General features: G+C 68.2%; 23 protein-coding genes, 2 tRNA genes, 1 pseudogene and 1 riboswitch. Of the genes and pseudogenes, 15 read left to right on the top strand and 11 right to left on the bottom strand.

Translation table 11 applies throughout. The annotated features are described in order from the left end of the window. Window positions 1-116: 116 nt before the first annotated feature. The 4 genes from IAE58_RS15850 (at window position 117) to IAE58_RS15835 (ending at window position 2,268) form a co-directional block, all read left to right on the top strand. A tRNA-Cys gene (locus IAE58_RS15850) sits at window positions 117-190 on the top strand. 117 nt (window positions 191-307) lie between these two features. Next, the gene (locus tag IAE58_RS15845; RefSeq protein ID WP_199934164.1) at window positions 308-1,225 is read left to right on the top strand and encodes an ADP-ribosylglycohydrolase family protein; all 918 of its coding nucleotides are present in this window, start codon (window positions 308-310) and stop codon (window positions 1,223-1,225) included. A 90-nt stretch (window positions 1,226-1,315) separates the two neighbouring features. Further along, entirely contained in the window at window positions 1,316-1,867 is a 552-nt protein-coding gene (locus tag IAE58_RS15840) for a DUF4124 domain-containing protein (protein WP_199934165.1), read from the top strand. 131 nt (window positions 1,868-1,998) lie between these two features. Next, window positions 1,999-2,268 carry a hypothetical protein gene (locus tag IAE58_RS15835; RefSeq protein ID WP_108749195.1) on the top strand — a complete coding sequence of 90 codons (270 nt, stop codon included), beginning with the start codon at window positions 1,999-2,001 and terminating at the stop codon, window positions 2,266-2,268. Between the two features lie 12 nt (window positions 2,269-2,280). Here IAE58_RS15835 and IAE58_RS15830 read toward each other — a convergent pair whose 3' ends face one another. The 3 genes and pseudogenes from IAE58_RS15830 to IAE58_RS15820 form a co-directional block, all read right to left on the bottom strand. Next, entirely contained in the window at window positions 2,281-3,045 is a 765-nt protein-coding gene (locus IAE58_RS15830; protein ID WP_199934166.1) for a thioesterase family protein, read from the bottom strand. 25 nt (window positions 3,046-3,070) lie between these two features. Continuing rightward, window positions 3,071-4,153 (bottom strand): hypothetical protein, encoded by a 1,083-nt coding sequence (locus IAE58_RS15825; protein WP_233614987.1) that lies wholly within the window; start codon window positions 4,151-4,153, stop codon window positions 3,071-3,073. A 51-nt stretch (window positions 4,154-4,204) separates the two neighbouring features. Beyond that, window positions 4,205-4,606: pseudogene (locus IAE58_RS15820) on the bottom strand (DUF6265 family protein); the annotation flags it as partial. Window positions 4,607-4,741: 135 nt separating this feature from the next. Between IAE58_RS15820 and IAE58_RS15815 the strand changes: the two are divergent. Beyond that, window positions 4,742-5,569, top strand: coding sequence for an AraC family transcriptional regulator (locus IAE58_RS15815; protein ID WP_199934167.1), 828 nt, complete (start codon window positions 4,742-4,744; stop codon window positions 5,567-5,569). Window positions 5,570-5,572: 3 nt separating this feature from the next. On the opposite strand, the gene crcB is transcribed toward IAE58_RS15815, so the two are convergent. Further along, the gene (gene crcB, locus IAE58_RS15810) at window positions 5,573-5,962 is read right to left on the bottom strand and encodes a fluoride efflux transporter CrcB (RefSeq protein WP_199934168.1); all 390 of its coding nucleotides are present in this window, start codon (window positions 5,960-5,962) and stop codon (window positions 5,573-5,575) included. A gap of 82 nt (window positions 5,963-6,044) precedes the next feature. Continuing rightward, a riboswitch (Fluoride riboswitch) is annotated at window positions 6,045-6,105 on the bottom strand. Between the two features lie 22 nt (window positions 6,106-6,127). Then, window positions 6,128-6,568 carry a helix-turn-helix domain-containing protein gene (locus IAE58_RS15805; RefSeq protein WP_233614986.1) on the bottom strand — a complete coding sequence of 147 codons (441 nt, stop codon included), beginning with the start codon at window positions 6,566-6,568 and terminating at the stop codon, window positions 6,128-6,130. A gap of 78 nt (window positions 6,569-6,646) precedes the next feature. On the opposite strand from IAE58_RS15805, the gene IAE58_RS15800 reads away from it, so the two are divergent. Continuing rightward, window positions 6,647-6,856 (top strand): hypothetical protein, encoded by a 210-nt coding sequence (locus IAE58_RS15800; RefSeq protein WP_199934169.1) that lies wholly within the window; start codon window positions 6,647-6,649, stop codon window positions 6,854-6,856. Between the two features lie 325 nt (window positions 6,857-7,181). Further along, a complete protein-coding gene (locus tag IAE58_RS15795; RefSeq protein WP_108749200.1) occupies window positions 7,182-7,418 on the top strand; it encodes a hypothetical protein in 237 nt (78 codons plus the stop codon). A 1-nt stretch (window position 7,419) separates the two neighbouring features. Here IAE58_RS15795 and IAE58_RS15790 read toward each other — a convergent pair whose 3' ends face one another. Together IAE58_RS15790 and IAE58_RS15785 are read right to left on the bottom strand one after the other, a co-directional pair. Next, a complete protein-coding gene (locus IAE58_RS15790) occupies window positions 7,420-8,484 on the bottom strand; it encodes a 4Fe-4S dicluster domain-containing protein (protein WP_199934170.1) in 1,065 nt (354 codons plus the stop codon). Then, window positions 8,481-8,765: a hypothetical protein gene (locus tag IAE58_RS15785; protein WP_199934171.1), complete on the bottom strand. Its 285-nt coding sequence runs from the start codon at window positions 8,763-8,765 to the stop codon at window positions 8,481-8,483. Before IAE58_RS15785 ends, IAE58_RS15790 begins: the two co-directional genes overlap by 4 nt. A gap of 183 nt (window positions 8,766-8,948) precedes the next feature. Here IAE58_RS15785 and IAE58_RS15780 point away from each other — a divergent pair, with 183 nt between their 5' ends. Both IAE58_RS15780 and hemN read left to right on the top strand, forming a co-directional pair. Further along, entirely contained in the window at window positions 8,949-9,389 is a 441-nt protein-coding gene (locus IAE58_RS15780) for a group III truncated hemoglobin (RefSeq protein ID WP_108772558.1), read from the top strand. A 44-nt stretch (window positions 9,390-9,433) separates the two neighbouring features. Next, complete coding sequence (gene hemN, locus IAE58_RS15775; RefSeq protein WP_199934172.1) at window positions 9,434-10,840, top strand: oxygen-independent coproporphyrinogen III oxidase; 1,407 nt, start codon at window positions 9,434-9,436, stop codon at window positions 10,838-10,840. Between the two features lie 9 nt (window positions 10,841-10,849). Here hemN and IAE58_RS15770 read toward each other — a convergent pair whose 3' ends face one another. Further along, the gene (locus IAE58_RS15770; RefSeq protein WP_199934173.1) at window positions 10,850-11,938 is read right to left on the bottom strand and encodes a DUF1176 domain-containing protein; all 1,089 of its coding nucleotides are present in this window, start codon (window positions 11,936-11,938) and stop codon (window positions 10,850-10,852) included. A 22-nt stretch (window positions 11,939-11,960) separates the two neighbouring features. Next, window positions 11,961-12,047: transfer RNA gene (locus tag IAE58_RS15765), tRNA-Leu, on the bottom strand. A 130-nt stretch (window positions 12,048-12,177) separates the two neighbouring features. Here IAE58_RS15765 and IAE58_RS15760 point away from each other — a divergent pair. From IAE58_RS15760 to IAE58_RS15740, 5 genes are all read left to right on the top strand, one after another. After that, entirely contained in the window at window positions 12,178-13,182 is a 1,005-nt protein-coding gene (locus IAE58_RS15760; protein ID WP_199934174.1) for a TraB/GumN family protein, read from the top strand. A 63-nt stretch (window positions 13,183-13,245) separates the two neighbouring features. Next, window positions 13,246-13,689 (top strand): BLUF domain-containing protein, encoded by a 444-nt coding sequence (locus IAE58_RS15755; RefSeq protein ID WP_199934175.1) that lies wholly within the window; start codon window positions 13,246-13,248, stop codon window positions 13,687-13,689. 123 nt (window positions 13,690-13,812) lie between these two features. Next, window positions 13,813-15,099, top strand: a complete 1,287-nt coding sequence (locus IAE58_RS15750) for a nucleotide sugar dehydrogenase (protein WP_199934181.1) — start codon at window positions 13,813-13,815, stop codon at window positions 15,097-15,099. A 55-nt stretch (window positions 15,100-15,154) separates the two neighbouring features. Further along, the gene (locus IAE58_RS15745) at window positions 15,155-16,777 is read left to right on the top strand and encodes an FMN-binding glutamate synthase family protein (RefSeq protein WP_199934176.1); all 1,623 of its coding nucleotides are present in this window, start codon (window positions 15,155-15,157) and stop codon (window positions 16,775-16,777) included. A gap of 84 nt (window positions 16,778-16,861) precedes the next feature. After that, on the top strand, window positions 16,862-17,323 hold the full coding sequence (locus IAE58_RS15740; protein WP_199934177.1) for a GNAT family N-acetyltransferase: 462 nt from the start codon (window positions 16,862-16,864) through the stop codon (window positions 17,321-17,323). A 134-nt stretch (window positions 17,324-17,457) separates the two neighbouring features. Here IAE58_RS15740 and IAE58_RS15735 read toward each other — a convergent pair whose 3' ends face one another. Next, window positions 17,458-18,705, bottom strand: a complete 1,248-nt coding sequence (locus IAE58_RS15735; RefSeq protein ID WP_199934178.1) for a TIGR03862 family flavoprotein — start codon at window positions 18,703-18,705, stop codon at window positions 17,458-17,460. Further along, window positions 18,692-19,126, bottom strand: a complete 435-nt coding sequence (locus tag IAE58_RS15730) for an FKBP-type peptidyl-prolyl cis-trans isomerase (protein ID WP_108749211.1) — start codon at window positions 19,124-19,126, stop codon at window positions 18,692-18,694. The genes IAE58_RS15735 and IAE58_RS15730 overlap by 14 nt, the downstream gene beginning before the upstream one ends. A gap of 66 nt (window positions 19,127-19,192) precedes the next feature. Between IAE58_RS15730 and IAE58_RS15725 the strand changes: the two genes are divergently transcribed. Continuing rightward, the gene (locus IAE58_RS15725) at window positions 19,193-19,558 is read left to right on the top strand and encodes a DUF6164 family protein (protein ID WP_199934179.1); all 366 of its coding nucleotides are present in this window, start codon (window positions 19,193-19,195) and stop codon (window positions 19,556-19,558) included. Window positions 19,559-19,679 lie beyond the last annotated feature (121 nt).

Here is a 19,679-nt window from a genome sequence, read left to right as displayed (position 1 = left end):
GCAACCTTGCCAAGGTTGAGGTCGCGAGTTCGAGTCTCGTTTCCCGCTCCATGTTCCGACAGAGCCCCATCACGGGGTTTTGTCATATCAGGGCCACCCCCTGGTAGCGGTATGTTGGCCTCATGGCAGAGTGGCTATGCACCGGATTGCAAATCCGTTTACAGCGGTTCGATTCCGCTTGAGGCCTCCAGATAGAAAGCCCTGACTCCGGTCCGGGCTTTTTTTTTGCTTTCCGCGTGTTCATTGCTCGCGGCAAGTGTGCCGGGTCGCTCAGTGCCGTCGCACCACCGCGGCGTACACTGAACCGATGAATCCGATCGACAACTTCCGCGGCGCGCTGCTGGGCCTCGCCTGCGGTGATGCCGTTGGCACCACCGTTGAATTCAAGCCACGCGGCAGCTTCATGCCCCTCACCGACATGGTGGGCGGCGGTCCGTTCAACCTGCAGCGCGGGCAATGGACCGACGACACGTCCATGGCCATGTGCCTGGCCGAAAGCCTGCTGCGCTGTGATGACTTCGATGCACGCGACCAGATGAACCGCTATGCGAACTGGTATCGGCACGGTTACTGGAGCGCCACCGGCGAATGCTTCGATATCGGCATGGCCACGCGTTCGGCGCTCGATCAGTTCCTGCTGACCGGTCAGCCGCTGGCCGGCAACGACGATCCGCGCAGTGCCGGCAATGGTTCGATCATGCGCCTGGCACCGGTGGTGCTGCGCTACGCCGGCCTGCCAGAACTGCCGGCCATGGCCGAACTGAGCTCGCGCACCACCCACGCCGCGCGCGAATGCCTGGATGCGTGCCGCCTGTTCGCGGTCGCGCTGCAGCGGGCACTGGCCGGTGCCAGCAAGGCGCAGGTGCTGGACCTGCGCGACGTGGCCGTGGAAAGCGAGCGCCTGCGTGACATCGCCGCCGGTGGCTACCGCCCGCGCAGTCGCGGGCAGATCCGTGGCAGCGGTTACGTGGTGGACAGTCTGGAAGCGGCGTTGTGGTGCTTCGCGCAGCACGATGATTTCGCTGCGGTGGTGCTGGAAGCCGCCAATCTGGGTGACGACGCCGACACCACCGCTGCAGTGGCGGGGCAGCTGGCCGGTGCCTTCCACGGCATGGCCGGCATTCCGCCGCAGTGGCTGCAGTGGCTGGCGCTGCGCGCGCAGATCCAGGCGTTGGCCGATGGTTTGTTCCAGCGCAACGTCGTGGCGCACGCGGCAACGGTGTGATCGGGCTGCATCGTTCACATTTGCCGCCGGCCCGCTGCGAGCGTAGCGTAGCGGCGTTGGGTCACGCGGCCCGTGGACAGGAGGTCTGCCATGCACGCGATATTGAAGGTCGTCCTGGGTATTGCACTGCTGGCGGCCGCACCATGGGCGTCGGCGCAGGTGTACAAGTGCAAGGGCGCGTCCGGCGAAACGGTCTATTCGCAGGACCCCTGCGGCAAGGGTGCCGAATCGGTGAAGCTGCGTTCGAACCGCGCGGCGACTGAAACCGCCGGTGAAGCGGCCAATCGTTCGGCGGTGTATCGCACCACGGAGTTGACGGATGCCGGTATTGCCGAGCGCAACTGCCTGCAGAGCGAGCAGTCACGCATCTACGGCCCGTTGGACGCACGCTCGCAGGCGGTCAGCCGCCAGGTCGCCGATCTGAATCGCCAATTGGCCGCCACCAGCGACAGCTTGGCCGGTGCCACCGCCGATGCCGGCATCCGCGCGCAGATCTCCAGCCTGCAGCAGTCGCTCAGCGCCGAACGCAGTGCCGCCGATGGGCAGATGTCGGCCGCACGCGACCGCTGTTCGGCCGCGCGCCGCGACCGCGAAAAGGAAGTCCACGACAAGTACAGCCAGCCCACCAGCGCCGCCCGCTGAGCCCGCGGGCGCCGGCCCAGTCTCAAACCGCCAAGACATGCCAAGGCGCTATGGTCGGGGTCCAGGTAGTCAGGAGCGGCGATGGCAGGCAAGCACATGAACACCGAAGGGCACCGCGCGGGGGACTGCGCATGAAGCAGCCGATTGCCGACGTCCGCTGGCTCACGTTCCGGCTGAAGAACGGGCAGTCGATCGGGCCCGACCAGTTGAAGGATGGCTGGGTGACAGCCGCGGGAACCCGCCACTGCGGGGTGCGGCGCGAACGCAACGAAGGCCACGGCACCGTCTATGCGCTGTACGCGCCGGCAGACCTGGCATCGCCGCGCACCGCTGAACTGCGCATGCGCGATTTCCTGATGCGGTCCGGCTACATCTTCACCATGGGGACGCTGGGCGGCTGAGTACTGCGGGAATCACGGCCGCACGGTCAGCACCTGGCCGATGCTGCCGATCGGGCCGTGCATGTCGTGCAGCACGGTACTGGTCAGACCGATGCCCTGTGGTCCGAACGATACCGACGTATCGAAGCCCAGCCACTCGCCCTGCGGCAGCGCGAACAGATGCGCGGTCAGGTCCAGGTTGGGGAAGGCAATGTCCTTCGGGTCGGCGCGCACGGCCATGCCGTTGGACAGATCGAACAGGGTGGCCGCGCGCGCCAGCGCACTCACCGGCTCGTCGGCCAGCAGCGGCTGTAGTGCCCGTGCCCAGTACTGCGCGCGGCCGGGCCCTTGGTCCAGGCGGCGGACCTGCACGTTCTGGATGAAACCGCCCGGCCACACGCTGGCCGGATCCCACGCCGGCATGATCTCGGCCGAGGGCAGGGGCGCGATCGGCGTTCCGGCGATGGCGCCGGTCGCGTTCGGGCGCAGCAGCCAGGCGCGCGCGCGCAGTGCGGCCCGACCGTCGTGCAGCAGCGTGGCTTCCACCAGTTCGATGGTGCGACCGCCACGCAGGACTTCCACGCGCGCGTCCATCGCGTCGATCGGAATCGTGCCCAGGATGTCGTAGGACAGGCGCCCGATCACGAAGCCATGTCCGCGCGCGGCGGCATCGCGCTCGATGTGGTGGGCCAGCAGGCCGATCGCCGGTGCGATGTGCTGCTCGTGGATGTTCCACGCGCCGCTGGTGTGGGCGGTGGGCAGGTAGCGGGTATCGCTCAGTCGTTCGAAAAAGGCCATCGCTGCAGCAGCATGAGGAAACGCTCTATCGTAGCGCGGCGCCTTCGCCGTGCAGGGCGGCGGGGACGACCACGGCGCGCACGGTCTGCAGGGCCTGCAGTACCTGTGCATCGCTGAAGCCGCAGTGGCCTTCCCCTGCTGCAGGCAACTGCCGCAGTCGCGCAGTCGCCCCGGCGCGCGTTGCCAACTGCGGATACACCGCCTGCATGTGCGGCACGATGGTCGGATCGCCTGTGTTGAACTGCAGTGCCACCGGTCGTTGCAGCGCGCCGGTCAGGGCCAGCGGTCCGCGCACGTAGCGCTGTGCGGCAGGCGCGGCACGCACGCGTGCGACGCCGGCATTGAATGCGGCATCATCGCCGAAGCCGCTGTAGCGCACCGCGACGTTGCCCACCGGCATGCCGCCGGCACGTTCGATCAGCTCGTGCAGCACCAGCGCATGCAGGCTGATCGTGCCCGCCAGCGCATCGGGCTGCACCTGCAGGCGTATGGCCAACAACGCGGCGGCGTCCGCATCGCCCTGCAACGCGGTGGCGATGCCCTGGTACAGCGTCGCCTGCGGCAGGGCCGCGGTCTCGGCAGCCAGCAATCCGCCACGCGGCAGGCCCTCGGCTTGGCGGAAGAAATAGTCGAACGCGACGAGGGTGGTCAGCAGATCGCTGGCCAGTACCTCGCCAGGCAGGTTGGCGCCGCACAGCGCCACGCCGCCGTCGTAGCCCTGCGGCGTGCGTTCAAGGGTGGCCAGGGTCACCGCGCCGCCCATGGAAAAGCCCAGCAGCCAGGTGTGCCGCAGCGCTGGCAACTGCGCCAGCACCTGGCGGCGCAGACGTTCGGTATCTGCGATGGCATCGGCAACGGCCCAGCCCTGCGAGGCATAGGCACTCTGCGCCACGGCAAACCCCGCGCCGGTCAGGGCGGCGGTGGCGTCGTTGGCGGGCATCGGTGTCGGCCGCGGCACCCCCTTGGGCTCATAGCCGTGGGCGAGCATCACCAGCTCGCCGTTCCAGGCGGCAGGAACGTCCAGCCTCCAGGGGGCGCCCTGCAGTACACCGTCCAGAGTGCGCGCGGTGCCTGCGGTCGCGCCGTCGGCGCAGGCCACGCGCTGCATCGGGAAGTCGATGGCCCTGCCGGGTTCGTCACGGGCGATGTCGATGCGTGCCAGCACGTGCTGCGCGTCCACGCGGCGGTAGTGGATGCGCTGCGGAAAATCATTGTCGCGGTTCTCGAACACCGCGTTGTCTGCGTCCACCCGTGTGGCGATGAAGTCGGTTGCATCGCGGCCGTTGGGCAGGGCGGTGAACACCAGGCGGCCGTTGTCGTGCTGGCGCAGCTGCATGAATTCAAACCCCACCGTCTGCCCGTCGCGCAGGGTGCGGCTGCTGCCCAGCAGGGTGCCGCCGGCCAGGCTTGACCACTGCTCGCCCGATCCGCTGGGCGCACCCTGCAGTTGCCAGCAGCCACTCAGCCACTGCAGCTGGCTGATCGATGGCGGGTCCGCGGCCTGGCTGGCCGTCGTGGCCAGCACCAGCGGCAGGCTGGCCAGCAGGGTCCGGATCGACATCGGTGCCTCCTTGCGTGATGGGGTGGTGCCTGTATAGCGCCGCCCCTGCGCGCGGACCAGTGCCCAGCGCTAGCGGGCCGTTTCCGATACGATTTGTCGTATATAGCATCGCAATGCTTGATCCGGAGTTTGTCCATGGTCGATCGTCTTGCCATCCTGCTTGACCGCTTCGCGGTCACCGCCTCGGTCTTCCACGCCGGCGCGCTGTGCGGCATCAACAGCCTGCAGGGCGAGGATGAGCTGGGCCAGCTGCATCTGGTCCGGCGCGGGCCGCTGCAGGTTAGCCACGGCCAACACACGCTGCAGATCGACGCGCCCAGCCTGCTGCTGTACCCGCGACCGATGCCGCATCGCTTCCACACCGACCCGCAGCAGGGGGCGGACATGGCCTGCGCCAACCTGTCCTTCGAGGGCGGGCGGTTGAACCCGATCAGTGCCGCGCTGCCTGACTTCCTGTGCATGCCGCTGGCCGATCTGCACGGCGGTGGCACCGCGCTGGAGCTGTTGTTCGAGGAGGCCTTCGAGCAGCGCTGCGGCCGCACGGCAATGGTCAACCGCTTGTTCGAGGTGGTGATGATCCAGGTGCTGCGCCAGCTGATGGAAGGCGGCGAGATGCGCGGTGGCCTGTTCGCCGGCTTGGGCCACCCGCGGCTGCGGCTTGCGCTGGTGGCGATGCACGAGGCGCCGGCCCAGGCCTGGACGCTGGAAACCCTGGCCGACGTGGCCGGCATGTCGCGCAGCGTGTTCGCGGCCAGTTTCCGCCAGGCGATGGGCACCACGCCGGGCCACTACCTGCAGGGCTGGCGGGTGGGCCTTGCGCAGCAGGCGCTGCGCCAGGGGCGGCCGTTGAAGATCATTGCCGACGAAGTGGGCTACGGCAGCGAGGCGGCCCTGTCGCGCGCCTTCAAGGCACACACCGGGCAGTCGCCGCGGCAGTGGCGCGGGCAGGCGCGCGCGGCCTAGGCCTCAGCCCAGCAGCCGGCTCAGTTTCATGCCGGCAAACAGGCCGGCCACGCCCAGTGCCACCGAGCCGCCCGCATACAGGGCGGCCAAGCCGTGCTGTCCGCGCTGCAGCAGCAGGCCGATTTCCAGCGCATAGGTCGAAAACGTCGTATACCCGCCCAGCACGCCGGTGGCCAGCAGCAGCCGCAGCTGCGGCGATGCCCCGTGGCGCAGCGCGAAGGCCTCCACCACCACGCCCATCAGCACGGCGCCGCTCAGGTTCACCAGGAACGTGGACCAGGGCCAGCCGCTGCTGGCCGCCACCCGTGCGCCCAGCAGGTTGCACGCATGGCGCAGGCAGGCGCCGGCGCCACCGCCCAGGAAAACCAGGAAATAATTGTTCATTGTCTGCATGGCAGGCCTCGTCTGTGCTGCACGGGTGCGGAGGCGTGGGCGATGGCGGGCACGGGCCTGCCATCAACGAACGCCGGTTCGTTGTACGGCAGGAGCCATCAGCCATCTGGCGGTTGTCGGGGAGCCCCATCCCCATCAACCCGCATGCTACCAGTGCCGATGGCGTCAGGGCAGCGAGGTCATCACCACCCGCGCCACCTTCGTGCGGTGCAGGCCTTCCATCAGCAGGTCGTGCGCCATCAGTTCCAGTGCGGCGCGGCGGCGGTAATCAACGGTCAGGCCGCGCTGCTCCAGCAGGCGCGCGACGATTTCGCAGGCCGTCTGCCAGACATCCAGATAGGCCTCGCTGGGCATGTACATGTATGCCGTGCCGTGCTCGCCCACGCCGCGCCCTTCCGGGCCCAGCAGCAGTTCGCGCGGGTCAAGCTTCACCGCATCGGCAATGCGGAACAGCTGCTCGGCCTTCACATGGCCGGGTTTGACGTGGTCGTTGAGCCAGTTGCTGATCGTGGCCGTGGTGGTATCGGCGGCGCGGGCCAGGTCGGCCGGGCGGGGGTGCCCGGCGTCCTTCATGGCGGCGGCGAGTCGTTGTCCAAGAGTATTCATCTATGCAAGCCAGCTTAACGCGTGGATGCCGAAGAATCCTTGGCGCACCATCGGGCCGATTGATGAATGGAACAGCCCATGCCTGACTTCTGGAACAAACGACAGGTCCGCACCCGGCTCGGGTTCCGCACCGACGCGGAACTGGCCCGATTCTTTGGTGTCAGCCGTTCTGCGGTGTCCCAATGGCCCCGGGACTTCCCCATACCGCCGCTGCGCCGCTACATCCTGCAGCAGCGCTACCCGCATCTGTTCCCGGCCAACCGGAGCCCTGAGGGCGAAAACGTCTGATTTGCGACAGAGTATGGCGCGATTACCTCGGGCTGCAGAAAACGCTAAGTGCGCTTAACAAAATAGGGAAATTCAATCGAACCGTGCCTTCCGATTGGCGCCCGACCTATCGCGCGGGCGATCTGTCGCCTATGGACCGGTTGGCGCCCGCACCTCTCAGCATGAACGATTAATAATTTCAATCGAAAAACGTGCGGCTTGTAATTGACCTGTCGTGAAAATTGTGACTAATTGGCATCAGCCGGTTGTGAAGGCCGGGAGTGGCAGCAGCAGGATCGCAAGTGGTCGTCCGTCACTGATGCAGAACAAGTCCAACGGAGGTCGTATGGAATACGGCATGCATGGCTTGGCTGAACGGGTACGCCGCGAACTGGAAGCCAGCTACCACAGACACGGATGCGGCCCCGCGTTCTGGGATACCTACCAGCAGGTGCTCAACCGGCTGGTACCGCAGGGCACCGCCCGCACCGAAGTGACCAACGAAATGGCGCTGATCATCGAACAGCTCGGCATCGTCCGCCGCGCCCAGCTGGTGCCGCCGGACGCCGATCGCACGCGCTGATTCACAGCAATCGCCAGGCACCACATCCCAACAGCGCCAGCAGCATGGCCAGCAGCCCCAGCAGCATGGCCAGCAGCCCCAGCGTGCGTGGTCGCCACCAGCGTCGTGGCTGGCCTGCCATGGTCTGCGGGCTGCAGTAGCGCACCAGCGCGGCGCCGAAACCCGCGTTCTGCTGCTGCTCGGCACAGGCTTCCAGGCAGGCGCCACAGGCCAGGCAGTCGGCCTGGGGGCCGTGGCGGATGTCCAGCTGCATCGGGCAGGCGGCCACGCAGGCCGCGCAATCCAGGCAGTCGCCCAGGCGATCATCCGGGAAGGACGGCAGCGGCCCGGCCAGCAGCGGATGCGCGGCGCGGAATACGTAGTCCTGTGCCGTGGTCGGATCCAACACGCCGCGACCCCGTTCCAGCACACCGCCCAGCCCGGCCGGACGCAGGCCGCGGGGTTCGCCGCGCGGCGCGTCGTACAGCATGCGCGGGGTATCGGGATCGGTCAGCAGCGGCTGCATCCGTGCGAACGGGCACAACGAACGACACACCTGTTCGCGCAGGAAGCCCGCGTTGCCCCAGGTGGCGGCCGCGTAGAACAGCACCCAGAAGGTCTCCCAGCCGCTCCAACCGGCGTGCGGGGCGGCCGCCAGCAGCGCGCGGATCGGGCTGAACAGACCCACGAGGGTCAACCCGGTCCACAGCGACAACAGCAGCCACGCCGTCTGCGTGGCCGGAGCCGCAAGCGACGCCGGCAGGGCGCGCCTGGCCGCCCGCGCCAGCGTGTCGAAGGCCGCCGACCACAGCGTCTGCGGGCAGGCATGGCCACACCAGACCCGCCCGGCCAAGTGGGTCAACAGGGCCAACGCGACGGCCGCCACCGCCAGCAGGCCCAGCAGCACCCCCACGTCATCGGGCCACAGGGTCCAGCCGAACAGGTCGAAGCGGCGCGCGGCCAGATCCAGCAGCAGCGCCTGGCGCCCATTCCACTGCAGCCACGGCAGGGCGTAGAACAGCGCCAGCAGGCCCACCCGCAGGGGGCCGCGCCAGTGCCAGTGGCGGGAGCGGACGGGCGCGCTCATCCCAGCGGCAGCTCGTCGTCGTCTTCAGCCATGGGACGCAGCAGGTATCCGGTCACCGCACTGGCCAGCGCGGTGACCGACCAGAACATGAAAAAGCCCACGCTGTAGCCCAGTTCACGGCTGATGGCTGTGCCAGGAAAGCTGATCGCCTGCAGCCGCAGCGGGTCGACGAAGGCGAAGAAGATCACGCTGGCCAGGCCGGCGGCGACGAAGCTGGGCCACAGGATCGCGCCCCAGTGCTGGATCAACCGCTGGCGGCGGCTGGAATGCGGTGTGTTCATGTGCGTGCGGGCTCGGGGTGGTGGGCGCCGCGTATACTTCGCCGTGGCGGGCGCGGCATGCGCGGGGCGTGGGTCCTGCAAGCGCGTCAGCCTATGCGCGGTGCCCGGCGCCGACATTGATCTGGATCAACGGTGGCGGTGAAGGCTGGCACCACACTGCTGCAACGCTTCTGGTGCCCCTGCATGAACGCAACGTCCCCGCCTGAAATTCCCACCGCGTCGCTGGAGCTGTGCAGCGAAGCCGAGGTGACCCGACTCGTGCACGATTTCTACGCGCGGGTGCGCCAGGAAGATCGCCTGGGCCCGGTGTTCGGCGGGCATGTGCACGACTGGCCGGCACACCTGGAACAGCTGGTCGATTTCTGGTCGGCCATGCTGCGCGGCACGCGCCGTTTCAAGGGCTCGCCGATGTCCAAACACATGGCCATCGCCCTGGACAAGGATCTGTTCGACCGCTGGCTGGTGCTGTTCCGGCAGACCACGGCCGAATGCGGGAACCCGCCGATGCAGGCGCTGGCCGACGACGTGGCCGCGCGCATCGCCGATACCTTCTGGCGCCGCTACCAGATGCTGCGCTGGCCGCAGGTGGGCCTGCCGGTCCTGGGTGTTCCCGGCCGCGATTGATCTGGGTCAAGGCGTGCCGCCCGGGGCAGGGCGATGCTGGGTCCATGGACACGTTCTCTCCCGCCGCCGGCGGCCTGGCCTGGACCTTCGACCCCGACCTGCTGCGCCGGCATGACCGGCCCGGGCCGCGCTATACCTCGTACCCCACCGCGCCGCACTTCCACGACGGTTTCGATGCGTCCGCGCTGCGCCAGGCCATTGCCGACAGCAACCCGCTGGCGCGCGCGCTGTCGCTGTACGTGCACGTGCCGTACTGCAGCAGCCCCTGCTTCTACTGTGGCTGCAACCGGATCATCACGCGTGACCGCAGCCGCGGCCACAGCTACGTGGCGCGCGTGCTGGCCGAGGCAGACCTGCTGGCGCCGCAGTTCGCCGACGGTCGCGAGGTGATCCAGCTGCACCTGGGCGGCGGCACCCCGAACTTCCTCGACGCCGAGGCCATGACCACGCTGGTGGAAGGGCTGCGCAGGCGCTTCGACTTCAGCGAATCGGCCCATCGCGATTTCTCCATCGAACTGGACCCGCGCTTCATCGATGTGGGCGACGTGGCGTTGCTGGCTCGGCTGGGCTTCAACCGCGCCAGCCTGGGCGTGCAGGATTTCGACCCGCAGGTGCAGGAATCGATCAACCGCGTGCAGGGCGTGCGGCAGACCCTGGACATCCTGCGGGCCTGCCGTGACAACGGCATGCGCTCGGTGAACGTGGACCTGATCTACGGCCTGCCCGGGCAGAGTCTGGAAGGCTTCGGGCGCACGCTGGAACTGGTGCTGGCACTGCGCCCGGATCGGCTGGCGGTGTACGGCTACGCGCATCTGCCGCATCTGTTCCGCGCGCAGCGGCAGATCGACGAGACCCGGTTGCCGTCGCCGGAGGACAAGCTGGCGTTGCTGGGCCTGGCGGTGGAGCGCTTGTCCGCTGCCGGCTACCAGTACATCGGCATGGACCACTTCGCCCTGCCCGAAGAAGATCTGTCGCGGGCCCAGCGTGCCGGGCAGCTGCACCGCAACTTCATGGGCTACACCACCCATGCCGATACCGATCTGCTGGGCCTGGGCGTGAGTGCGATCAGCCATGTGGGCGCCACCTACAGCCAGAACCCGCGCGAACTGCCGGCGTGGGAAGCGGCCGTGGACCAGGGCCAGCTGCCGGTCTGGCGCGGCGTGGCTCTGAGCGCCGATGACCAGCTGCGTGCCGAGCTGATCCAGCAGTTGATGTGCCAGGGCGAAGTGGATGGGGCAGTGCTGGGGCAGCGCCACGCTGTGGATTTCGAGCAGTACTTCGCCGAGGACCTGCAGGCCGTGCAGCGGCTGCAGGGCGACGGACTGGCCGAGTACCGCGATGGCGTGGTGCGCGCCACCGAGCCGGGCCGGCCACTCCTGCGGTTGCTGGCGATGTGTTTCGACCCGTACCTGCGCGCGCAGCAGCAACCGTGTTACTCGCGGGCGATCTGAGCGATTACATCATTCGGCCCGCAGCGGGCCGTACTGGCGGGCGACATTGCTCGGGCCGCCCACGCTGCGCCACAGCAGCGGCCAGTCACCGGGTTCGCCGCCGATGCAGTTGCGCTGCAGCTGCAGGGTCTCGATCTGGAACTGCCTGCCATCCCAGCGCCAGCTGGCCGCGTGGCCGCAATCGGCGGCGCCGCGGAACAGGGTGGTTTCGGCCAGGCGGCCATGGGCGGCATCGAAGCGTGGCCAGCCCAGCCGCGGCAGCACGAAGCCGGATGCTTCGTCGCTCACTGCCGGGGCGTCGGCCACCTCCAGTTGCAGTGGCCGCGTTTGCGGCAACTGACCGTCGGCGACCACGAAGGCCACCACGTTGGCGTTGTACATGCCGGCCTGGCAGCCGATGAACACCAGATCGTGCGTGGCGTCGATCGCCCAGGCGTCGTCGTGCGCGCGGGACAGGCTGTCATCGTCCGCATCGCAGTGCAGCTGGGCCAATGCCGGTGCCTGCAGCCTGCGCAGGTCGGCGATGAGGTTCGCGCGCGCGGTCGCCGACAGCACCCGCTGGGCAAGCGCCGGCGTCGACAGGCTGGGCAGGGCGTCGCGCAGGTGTGCCTGCGCCGTAGCGGTTCCGGGCAGCAGCCCATCGTCGGTGCCGCTGCGCCCCTGGGCACGGTCGAAGGCCTGCAGCAGCGCGTCCACCCCGCTCAGGGAAATCGATTCGATGTCCTGTGCGCCGTAATTCAATACGTGGCCGCCGTGCAGGCTCTGCAGGCGAGCGCGTACGGCCGCCATTCCGGTCCATTGCTGGTGCCCGGGCGCCAGGACACGGCCGGGATCGTCGAAGGCGGGGGTATCGCCATCGACCTGCCAGTGCGGCGCGGAAACGCCCGGCGCGAACAGTTCAAGCTGCGGCACGCTGCGCAGGCCGCCCGCGCGGCTGATGCGCAGATGGCCGGCATAGCCCACCGCGCGGGCTACGGCCACGCAGTCATTGCGGTTGTCGCAGGTCAGTTGCCAGTCGCCCAGGTCGCTGTAGACCGGTGTGGCGCCGCGCGCGCTGAGGGCAAGCGCCAGCAACAGCAGCAGGCACATCCTGTGCATGGGAATCCTTGGTTGACCTGGGTGGTGCCCGGAGCCGGAATCGAACCGGCATGGGGTTGCCCCCGGCGGATTTTAAGTCCGATGCGTCTACCAGTTTCGCCATCCGGGCCTGCAGCGCGCGCCGATTGTAGCCGAATCGACCCGGCCGACAGCGGCTAACGCGGCTTTTACGCAGGGCCGTGCGCGCCCCGCTACAGTCCGCCAACGCACACAGGAAGGGCGACATGGCACGACGGCGCATGCGAAGGATGGTTCTGGGGCTGTCGGTGCTGCTGCTGGCAACGGCTCCGTTGGGCGCGCAGCAGCGCCCGCTGCCGGCCGATGGCGTGGTGGACATGGCCACCGTGCAGGTCACCGGCGAGCAGCCCGGCCCCGGCCTGTGGAAAGTGACCGCGCCGCAGGGACATGTGCTGTGGATACTGGGCACGGTTTCGCCCTTGCCGGCGGGCGTGGAATGGCGACCGGACGAAGTCGAGCGCACCATCGCCGGGGTCGATCACGTGCTGGGCGAACCGGGCTTCAAGGTCGATGCGCAGGTGGGGCTGCTGAAGGGCCTGACCCTGCTGCCGCTGGCACGCCGCAGCGCGCGCGATCCGCAGGGGCGCACGCTGCAGCAGGTCCTGTCGGCACCGACCTACGCGCGCTGGCTGCAGCTCAAGCAGACCTACCTGGGCAGCGATCGCGGTGTCGAGAAGGAGCGCCCGCTGGTGGCGTCCGGTCGTCTGTACCAGGCCTTCCTGAAGCGTAACGGGTTGCGCGATGGCCGGCAGGTGGACAAGGCGCTGCAGCGGCTCTACAAGGCGCGCGACCTGCAGCCGGAGGCACTGAAGGTCACCCTGAAGATCGACGATGCGCGGGCCACGCTGAAGGAACTGCAGGTGACCGAAGTGGATGACCGCGCCTGTTTCGAGCGCACGCTCGATACGGTCGAATTCCAGGCCCCGGTGCTGCGTGAGCGTGCCAATGCCTGGGCGCTGGGCGATGTGGCAGCGTTGCGCCGGCTGTCCGGCTCGGCCATGGCGCAGACCTGCCGCGAAGTGTTGCAGGAGTCGGCCTTCGTGCGCCGTCGCGGCTGGAGCAATCTGCCCGAGCAGGTACGCCAGCGCTGGCTGCAGGGCGTGGACAACGCGCTGCAGAAGCATGCGGCCACCTTCGCCACCGTGCCGGTCAGCCTGCTGCTGGGCGAGGGCTACCTGCAGGCGCTGCAGCAGCGTGGCTATCAGGTGGAAGCGCCGCCGGAATAGCGGTCGTAGGCAGTACGCCCGCTTCGTGGCATAGTCCCATTCATCCACCAGGGGGGATGGGCCATGTCGTTGCACGCGTTCGCCTACGTCAGTACGGCCTGCGAAGGGCTGGACCTGCCTGCGCTGGACGCCTTGCTGGCCGATGCCACCGCGTTCAACCGCATGGCCGGGGTCACCGGTGTGCTGATGTACGACGGCACCCGTTTCCTGCAGTACGCCGAAGGCCCGCGTGATGGCCTGGCTTCGGTACACGCGCGCATCTTCAATGCGCGCCGCCATGCCTGCCTGACCGAACTGGCCGCAGGCCCGCTGCAGGCGCGCTGGTTCCCGCGCTGGACCATGGCCAACCGCATGATCGATCCCGGTGCGCTGGCCAGCATCGTGGCAGCCCCCTGGCATGGCTTCGACAACGATCCGCATTGGCCCGGCAACGGCTTCGCGCTGCTGCTGCGTTCGTGGATGGGCGGGCACGGTGAACTGGAGCCGGCCGCGGTCAGCCTGGGCTAGGGTCGGGACGCACGCGGGCGTGACCTGCAGCGGCCATGGCCGTTACTCTTGTACGCATGTTTGAACGCCTGCGGATGCCCGGATGAGCCCTTGCACCTTGATGATGCCCATGGGGTATTGCGCTTGAGCGCGCCGATCAGCGCGGCGCTGGCGCCTGCGCCGGCCGTGATCGGCCTGGGTTATGTCGGCCTGCCACTGGCGGTGGCCTTCGGCCAGCATCTGCCCACCCTGGGCTATGACATCGATGAAGCGCGGATCGCCGAGCTTCGTGGCGGCCAGGACCACACCCTTGAAATGGAACCCGACGAGCTGGCCACGGCCACGCAGCTGCGTTACAGCAGTGACCCGGCGCAGCTTGATGCCTGCAATGTGTACATCGTGACCGTGCCGACCCCGATCGATGCCTACGAGCAGCCGGACCTGGAGCCGCTGCGCTCGGCCACGCGCCTGATTGCCAGCCGTCTGCGCCGTGGCGACGTGGTGGTCTACGAATCCACCGTCTACCCCGGCACCACCGAGGAAGTCTGCGTGCCGCTGCTGGAGCAGGGCTCGGGCCTGCGCTTCAATGAAGACTTCTACTGCGGCTACAGCCCGGAACGGGTCAGCCCCGGCGATCGCGCGCGGCGGCTGGCCGACATCCGCAAGATCACCTCCGGTTCGACGCCCGAAGTGGCGGCGGTGATCGATGGGCTGTACCGGCAGATCATCCGCGCGGGCACCTTCCCGGCGCCCTCGATGCGCGTGGCCGAGGCCGCCAAGGTGGTGGAGAACATCCAGCGCGACGTAAACATCGCCCTGGTGAACGAGCTGGCACTGATCTTCGACCGCCTGGGCATCGATACCCAGGATGTACTCGACGCGGCAGGCAGCAAGTGGAATTTCCTGCCGTTCCGGCCAGGCCTGGTCGGTGGCCATTGCATCGGCGTGGACCCGTACTACCTGCTGCACAAATCCGAGAGCGTGGGCTACCACCCCGATCTGATCCACACCGCCCGCCAGGTCAACAACCGGGTGGGCGAACATGTGGCCGAGCGGGTGCTGGCAATGCTGGCCGAGCGGGGGCGCAGCCCGGCGCAGTCGCGCATCCTGGTGCTGGGCGTGACCTTCAAGGAAGAGTGCCCGGACCTGCGCAACAGTCGTGCGCTGGAGCTGGCGCAGCGGCTGCAGGAAAGTGGCGCGCAGGTGGACGTTAGCGACCCCTGGGTGGGGCCGGCGGCACTGGCCGACACCGGCGTGCAGTGGTTGCAGCAGCCGCAGCAGGGCGTCTATGACGCGGTGGTGCTGGCGGTGGCGCACGCCGCCTTCACCGCATTGGACGAGGGGCAGATCCGCGCGCTGCTGGGGCCCGGCGGGCTGGTCTACGACGTGAAGTCTGCCTGGCCGCGCAGCGTGGTCGATGATCGCCTCTAGCGGGCGTACACCCGTGGCGGGGTAGACTCGGGGCCAGTTGCAACCGAGGAACGCCATGCACCGCTACATTGTCTTCGTGCTCGCCATCCTGATGCTGCCGGTCAGTTTGTGGCTGGCGACACTCTGGCCCGCCTGGTACTGGGGCGTTGGCCTGTCCGCGGCGATGGTGGCGCTGGGCTGCTGGGACCTGCTGCAGAAGCGCAGCACGCTGCGCCGCAATTACCCGGTCATGGCCCATTTCCGTTACGGGCTTGAATCAATCGGCCCGGAGATCCGCCAGTACTTCGTGCAGAGCGACCTGGAAGACGTCCCGTTCTCGCGCCAGCAGCGCGCGCTGATCTACCAACGCTCCAAGAATGAAATGGACACGGTGCCGTTCGGCACCCTGCGCAGCACCTACGCGGTGGATTACGAGTGGATCAACCACTCGCTGGCACCGACCACGATCGGCAAGCATGATTTCCGCGTGCTGATCGGACCGACCTGTGCGAAGCCCTATTCGGCAAGCGTGTTCAATATTTCCGCGATGAGCTTCGGATCGCTGTCGGCCAACGCGATCCGCGCGCTGAACGACGGTGCCCGCCGCGGTGGCTTCTACCACGACACCGGCGAAGGCTCGATTTCGCCCTACCACCGCGAAATGGGCGGGGATCTGGTCTGGGAGATCGGTTCGGGCTATTTCGGCTGCCGCGACGAGAAAGGCGGCTTCAGCGAAGAGCGCTTCGTCGCCAACGCCAGCCACGATCAGGTGAAGATGATCGAGATCAAGCTGTCCCAGGGCGCCAAGCCTGGCCACGGCGGCGTGTTGCCGGCGCCGAAGGTCACCGCTGAGATTTCCGCCACCCGCGGTGTGCCGATGGGCGTGGACTGCGTGTCACCTTCGCGCCATTCGGCGTTTTCCACACCGGTGGAACTGCTGCAGTTCGTTGCCCGCCTGCGCGAGCTGTCCGGCGGCAAGCCGGTGGGCTTCAAGCTGGCCATCGGCCATCCCTGGGAATGGTTCGGCATCGCCAAGGCCATGCACGAAACCGGCCTGCGCCCTGATTTCATCGTGGTGGACGGCGCCGAGGGCGGCACCGGCGCGGCACCGGCCGAGTTCGTCGATCACGTGGGCGTGCCCATGCATGAGGCGCTGCTGCTGGTGCACAACACCCTGGTTGGGCTGGACCTGCGCGAACACATCCGCATTGGCGCGGCCGGCAAGATCACCAGTGCGTTCGACATCGCGCGCACCATCGCGCTGGGCGCGGACTGGTGCAATGCCGGCCGTGGCTTCATGTTCGCGCTGGGCTGCATCCAGTCGCTGAGCTGCCACACCGACAAGTGCCCGACTGGCATTGCCACCCAGAACCCGGCGCGCTGGAAGCACCTGGACGCACCGGACAAGGCCACGCGCGTGTACAGCTACCACGAGCACACGCTGCACGCGTTGAAGGAACTGCTGTGTGCCGCCGGGTTGAACGACCCTGCAGAGTTGGGGCCGGAGCATATCCTGCGTCGCGTTTCGCCGGTCGAGATCCGTTCGCTGGCCACGCTGTACCGCTATCTGGAACCAGGCGAGCTGCTGCACAAGGTGCCCGATCACGCGGTATTCCACGCGTTCTGGGCCGATGCACGCAGCGACTCGTTCCAGCCGCCGGCACGCATCCAGGCGCTGCGCGCCAGCAAATCGCGGTAACCGCGGTTGTAGAGTCGAGCTTGCTCGACTGCTTTTATTGATCGCAATGCAGTCGAGCATGGCTCGACTCTACAAGGACATGCCATGCAGTTCAGAACCGGCACCACCGACGATGTAGCCACCCTGTGGGCGCTGCGCACCCGCTGCGTGCGCGAGACCTGCAGCAGCCACTATCCGCCTGAGGTGATTGCACCGTGGTCGGCCTCGCCGCCACCGTCGCAGTACGCGCGGCTGCTGGGGCAGGGCGGCTGCGTGGTGGCTGAGGATGCGCAGGGCGCACTGCTGGGGTTTGGCGTGCTCGACAGCGACGCCAACGAGGTCGACGCGTTGTTCGTGGATCCCGACCGCGGCGGGCAGGGTATTGGCCAGGCGCTGATGCAGCGGTTGCTGGCGATGGCCGATCCCAGCCGTGAGGTGGTGCTGTCGGCCTCGCTCAATGCCGTAGCGTTCTACCAGCGGCAGGGCTTCGTGGCCGACCGGGAGGAGGTGTACCCGCACCCCAGCGGCGTAGCCCTGGCCTCGGTGCGCATGCACCGCCCCGTGTAGAGTCGAGCTTGCTCGACTGCTTTTCCGCTCTTGTAGGGTCGAGCTTGCTCGACTGCTTTTCCGCTCTTGTAGAGTCGAGCCATGCTCGACTGTTTTTCCATCAGTCGAGCAAGCTCGACTCTACAAAGGCTGGGTCAGCGCGCTGCCAGCCACGCCACCACGCCTTCAGCCGCGCGCAACCCGCTGGCATAGCACGCGGTCAGCAGGTAGCCGCCGGTCGGCGCTTCCCAGTCCAGCATCTCGCCGGCGCAGAACACGCCGGGCAGGGCACTGAGCATCAGCTGGCGGTCCATGGCCTGCAGCCGCACACCGCCGGCGGTGCTGATCACCTCGGCCATCGGTCGCGGTCGCAGCAGACGCAGGGGCAGGCGCTTGAGCGTTGCTGCCACGGCCGGCAGATCGTTGCCTGCGTCCTTGCCCAGGTGCTCGAACACCAGCGCAGCCTTCACCGCATCCAGGCCGGCCTGGCGGCGCAGGTGTTCACCGAAGCTGCGGCCCTTGCGTGGCCGTGACAGGTCGGCCAGCAGGCGTGCCTCGTCGCGGCCGGGTACAAGATCCAGCGCCAGCACGGCGTGGCCATCGCGGTTGATGGTGTCGCGCAGATCGGCGGCCAGCGCGTAGACCAGGCTGCCTTCGATGCCATAGCTGCTGGCCACGCACTCACCCTGCAGCGATTGCGTCCGACCCTGCAGATCGGTCCAGTGGGCCACCACCGGCTTGAGTGGGGCGCCGGCATGGCGCTGGGCGAAATGCGGGCTCCAGTCCACGTCGAATCCACAGTTGGCCGACTGCAACGGCGCGACATCCACGCCGCGCGCCTGCAGCGGCGCCACCCAGGCGCCATCGCTGCCCAGCTGCGGCCAGCTGCCGCCGCCCAGGGCCAGTACCGTGGCATCGGCGTGCACGCGCACCTCGCCGTGTTCACTGGCGAACTGCAGGGCACCGTCATCGGCCCAGCCGGTCCAGCGATGATTGACGTGCAGGCGCACGCCCTGTTCCTTCAGGCGCCGTACCCAGCCGCGCAGCAGCGGGGCTGCCTTGCGGTCCACCGGGAACACCCGGCCGGAACTGCCGACGTAGGTGTCCACGCCGAACCCTGCGGCCCAGTCGCGCAGCGCCTGTGCATCGAAGCCGTCCAGCCAGTCACCCACGGCGGCGCTGTGTTCGCGGTAACGGCTGTCGAACAACGGCCGTTCGTCGGAATGGGTCAAGTTCAGTCCGCCTTTGCCGGCAATCAGGAACTTGCGGCCGGGCGAGCCCTTGGCCTCGTACAGATCGACCTCCAAGCCGGCCGCGCGCAGGCGCTCGGCGGCGAACAGGCCAGCCGGGCCGCCGCCGACCACGGCGACGCGGCGCGGCGGTTGCAGATCAGGGTTGGACATCGAGCAGCTCGACGTCGAACACCAGCGAAGAGCCGGCCGGGATCGGGCCGACGCCACGGTCGCCATAGCCATACTCCGGCGGGATCATCAGGGTGCGCTTGCCGCCTACCTTCATGCCGGCCACGCCTTCGTCCCAGCCACGGATGACCTGGCCGGCGCCGAGCGCAAAGACGAAGGGCTGGCCGCGGCCGACCGAGCTGTCGAAGGTCTTGCCGTGCTTGTTCTCGGTGCGGTTGTCGTAGATCCAACCGGTGTAGTGCACGGTCACTTTCTGCCCGGGCACGGCTTCGGCGCCGGTGCCCACCTGGGTATCGATGCGTTCGAAGGTGGTCAGGGTGCCGCCCGGCGGCGGGCCGGCGGGTTCGGACGAACAACCGGCGGCAACAAGGGACAGCAGTAGGGGAAGCAGCAGGCGGCGCATCGGGCGTCTCCGTAGGGTGTTCGCGGGCGGCAAGGGTAGCGCATCGGCGCCGGGTATCATGGTGGCATGGCCAAACTTCTGCTCAACCTGCGCAATGTCGGCGACGACGAGTACGCCGATGTGTGCGCCCTGCTGGACCAGCACGGCATCGCCTGGTATCGCACCGAACCCAGCCCCTGGGGCATTTCCAATGGCGGCCTGTGGCTGCGCGATGATGCGGACCAGCCGCGCGCCAAGGCCCTGATGGCCGATTACCAGGCCGAGCGGGCGCCGCGCATCCGTGCCGAGCGCGAGCAGGCGCTGCGCGATGGCACGGCCGAAACGTTCGGCAGCCTGCTGCGGCGGCGCCCGCTGTTCGTGGTGCTGGTGCTGCTGGGGATGGCGGGTGCGACGGCGCTGGTGCTGCTGCCGTTCATGCTGCTGCGGGGGTAGGGGGCTGTTGCGGCCGGGTTGCACCCGGCACCCGCCGAAGCAACGTCAACGTCAACGTCAAAGGCAGCATTCCGTGGGTTGGCGGGGGGGGGGGGGGGGGGGGGGGGGGGGGGGGGGGGGG

Origin of the sequence: Stenotrophomonas sp. S49 (assembly GCF_016624905.1) — a bacterium.
GTDB lineage: Bacteria > Pseudomonadota > Gammaproteobacteria > Xanthomonadales > Xanthomonadaceae > Stenotrophomonas.
This window is presented reverse-complemented; position numbering and strand designations above follow the sequence as displayed.